General features: G+C 44.8%; 3 protein-coding genes. All 3 read right to left on the reverse strand.

Translation table 11 applies throughout. The annotated features are described in order from the left end of the window. Positions 1-143: 143 nt before the first annotated feature. The gene (locus tag FTU50_RS14920) at positions 144-1307 is read right to left on the reverse strand and encodes a zinc-dependent alcohol dehydrogenase (RefSeq protein WP_180006203.1); all 1164 of its coding nucleotides are present in this window, start codon (positions 1305-1307) and stop codon (positions 144-146) included. Between the two features lie 330 nt (positions 1308-1637). Next, the gene (locus tag FTU50_RS14925) at positions 1638-3581 is read right to left on the reverse strand and encodes an ATP-binding cassette domain-containing protein (protein ID WP_180006202.1); all 1944 of its coding nucleotides are present in this window, start codon (positions 3579-3581) and stop codon (positions 1638-1640) included. After that, positions 3578-3773: hypothetical protein (locus FTU50_RS15745; protein WP_373684773.1), on the reverse strand; the 196-nt coding region annotated here is incomplete at its 5' end. The genes FTU50_RS14925 and FTU50_RS15745, both read right to left, overlap by 4 nt.

A 3773-nucleotide genomic window follows, 5' to 3' on the forward strand; every position in this document is an offset into this window, starting at 1 on the left:
TGTTCAAATGGCGATTCAGCGTTTAATTGGTTTTGGGAAAAAAGAAGAGTTTAAGGAAATTTTGGCAATTTTAAGAAAGCAGAATCCTGATAGGATAAGGGTTCTGTGAAATTTGTCGTGTACAGAGTATTTTTTTAGTACATTTACGGCGTTAGAATGACTTTACGACGGTCTTCTTCCTTTTTATCAAAAATACGGTAACCTTCCGCAGCATCTTCCAGTTTCATGCGATGGGTAATAATCACATCTGGAGACAGATCTCCATTTTCAATATGTTCGAGCAACTGCGGCAAGTATTTATGCACATGGGTTTGCCCCATTTTAAAAGTCAAACCTTTATCAAAGGCATCACCAAACAGGAAGCCATGAATTGGACCGGCATAAACCCCCGGTACACTCACCACACCGCCGCGGCGGACTGCTGCAATACATTGTCTGAGCGCTGAACCACTCGAACCTTCTAATTTCAGGTTGGTCATTACGGTTTCCAGAACACTCCCTTTGGCCTCGAAACCAACGGCATCAATAACTGCATCAACACCACGATAACCTGCTGTATTTTGAATAATAAATTCAGCTGCATCGACTTCATCAAAGTTGACCGGAATGACCCCATAGGTTTGATGAGCAAATCGCAAGCGATAAGGGTGATGGTCTACCATGAAGATCTGTTCGGCACCGAGCATCCGTGCACAAGCTGCAGATAACAGACCGACTGGACCAGCACCATAAATTGCCACTGTAGAACCACGGGTGACTTGAGCATTGGTTACTGCCTGCCAGGCTGTTGGCAGAATATCGGTCAGGAATAATACTTTTTCATCAGGCAAAGAGCCGGGAACCTTAAACGGTCCGACATTACCTTTGGGAATTCGCACATATTCAGCCTGACCACCCGGAACACCACCATACAGGTGGCTAAAGCCAAACAAGGCCGCTCCTGGTGGAATCTGTTTTTTATTCAGGATCGCACCACGACCCGTATTGGTATTTTCACAGGCAGCCATGAGTTCATGTTCACAGAAAAAACAGTGACCGCATGCAATGACAAAGGGAATGATCACCCGGTCACCTTTTTTGACTTCTGTCACTGCAGGGCCGACTTCTTCTACAACTCCCATAAATTCATGGCCGAAAATATCACCGTCTTCAGTGGCCGGGATTTTACCCCGGTATAGATGTAGATCTGAGCCACAGATAGCGGTGGCTGTCACCCTTAAAATAACGTCATCTGGTTCCTGAATCACTGGATCTGGAACAGATTCAACTCGTACATCCCGAGCACCATGATAGGTAAGAGCACGCATGCGGATTTCCTCTCTAGTTCAACATAAATAGTCTCAAATAAGGCTGCTGATTATTAAAAAGCCTTTTTATTAGAGCCTTATAACCTGACCTAGAGCTGTAAATTAATGTATGAAATAAGGAAGCCGAGTGTTTAAAAAATAAACTTATATAGTACTTGCGTAATTCACTACAAAATATGTCAAAAATCGAGTAAATGATTAACCAAGCTGAGAAGTGTAGGAAAATAGGTAAGAGAAAAGATTTACTAATAGCAGAGAAAATATAAACCCATAAAAAAAGGATCAGTAACTATAGTTAATGATCCTTGAAGCTTTAAATGAATATTAAAATTAACTTTCCTGGAAAGACTGTTCCAGTTCTTCTAATTCCATCATCAGTTCTTGCATCTGTTCTTCAGCAGTTTCCAGTTGTGCTTTCAGTTCAGTCTGCTCATTCATGAGCTTAAGCAATTCATCCTTACGCGCTGCATCATACAGACCAGTATCTGCCAGCTTTTCTTCAATTGCAGCGAGTTTTGGCTGCAACTTTCCGATCTGGCTTTCACATTTTTCAATATTTTTGCGAATCGGCCGAGTCTGCTCACGTTGGCGAGCAGCCTCCTTGCGTTGGGTTTCTTTATCCATTTTACTCGGTACAGATTTCGCTTCAGCTTGCTGTGTTTTCACCACTTCAGCAGTTTTAGGCGCATTTTTTAATAATTCTGCACGTGCCTGACGTAACCACTCGGCATAAGCCACCAGATCACCATCAAATTCAGTACATTTGCCGTTATGAACTAACAGCAGCTCATCACAGACACTGGCGATCAGCTGACGTTCATGCGAAACCAGCACGACAGCACCCTCGAAATCTTGTAGTGCCATCGTTAAAGCATGACGCATATCCAGATCCAGATGGTTGGTTGGTTCATCCAGAATCAGCACGTTTGGACGCTGCCATACGATTAATGCAAGTGCTAAACGGGCACGTTCACCACCCGAGAAACTTTCACTTGGTGTATCCATGCGTTCGCCGCTAAAGCCGAAGCTGCCGAGGAAAGAACGCAAGCTGGCCTCACTAATTTTAGGATCAGCGATACGTGCCAGCTGCAACATCGGGCTGGCGCTACCATCCAGTGCATCCATCTGGTGCTGGGCAAAGTAGCCAATATTTAACAATTCTGAGTCTTTACGAAGACCTTTAATTAAAGCTAAATCACCGACGAGAGATTTAATCAGAGTCGATTTACCAGCACCATTCATCCCCAGCAGACCAATACGGCTATTTGGAGTAATTTGCAGGGTAACATTACGCACAATCAGCTTATCGCCATAACCGATATCGGCATTTTCCAGTTGTAGTAATGGTGAACTCATTTTGGTTGGTTCACGGAAGCTGAAAGTAAACGGCGTATCTACATGCGCAACAGAGAGTTCCTGCATACGCTCCAGCTGCTTGATTCGGCTCTGGGCCTGTTTTGCCTTGGTGGCTTTGGCCTTAAAACGGTCAATAAATTTTTGTAGATGGGCACGCACTTCAAGCTGCTTTTCATAGGCTTGTTGCTGCTGTGCCAGACGTTCGCTACGGGTACGCTCAAAAGTCGAGTAATTACCGGTATAAAGTATCAGTTCCTGATTTTCGATATGTAAAATATGATCGGTAATGGCATCCAGGAAATCCCGGTCATGTGAAATCAGCACCAAGGTGCCTTCATAGGATTTGAGCCAATCTTCTAGCCAAAGAATCGCATCTAAATCTAAATGGTTGGTCGGTTCATCCAGTAATAACAGATCAGAACGGCTCATCAAAGTACGCGCCAGATTGAGACGCATACGCCATCCCCCCGAAAAACTGGCAACATCCAGCTCGGATTGATAATCCATAAAGCCCAAACCTGCCATCAGCTGTGAAGCCTTAGAGGGTGCCACATAACCGGAAATTTCGTCAAAGCGGCCATATAGGCGTGCCAGTTCAGCATCATCCAGCTGTTCAGGATGATTCAGCTTTTGTTGGATATCCCAGTATTCCTCATCGCCAGACAGGACAAAATCAATCGCCTTCATATTCAAGGCTTTGATTTCCTGGGCCATATGCGCCACAGTCCAGACTGCAGGACGGGTCAGGGAACCACTGTCAGACTCAATCCCACCCAATAGTGCTGAAAATAGGGTCGACTTGCCGGCTCCATTGACACCGGTCAGGCCAATTTTCCATCCAGGATGCAATTGCATGGAGGCTTTCTGGAAAAGGATGCGTCCACCGCGGCGTATGGTTAACTGATCTAACTGAATCATGGAACTGTACTGACATTCGACAAGAAGAATGGCGCTATTCTAAAGGAAAGCCCATCAAAATAAAAGGCACTGTTGCAAATAGTCGGTGGTGATAAACTTATCATCCCCTTTTGCTGATGGAGCTGCACATGAACCCATTCAAAGGCCGGCATTTTCAGCGTGACATCATTCTGTGGGCCGTACGCTGGTACT

The sequence above is a fragment of the Acinetobacter sp. YH12112 genome, from assembly GCF_013418945.1.
GTDB classification, from domain to species: Bacteria; Pseudomonadota; Gammaproteobacteria; order Pseudomonadales; family Moraxellaceae; genus Acinetobacter; species Acinetobacter indicus.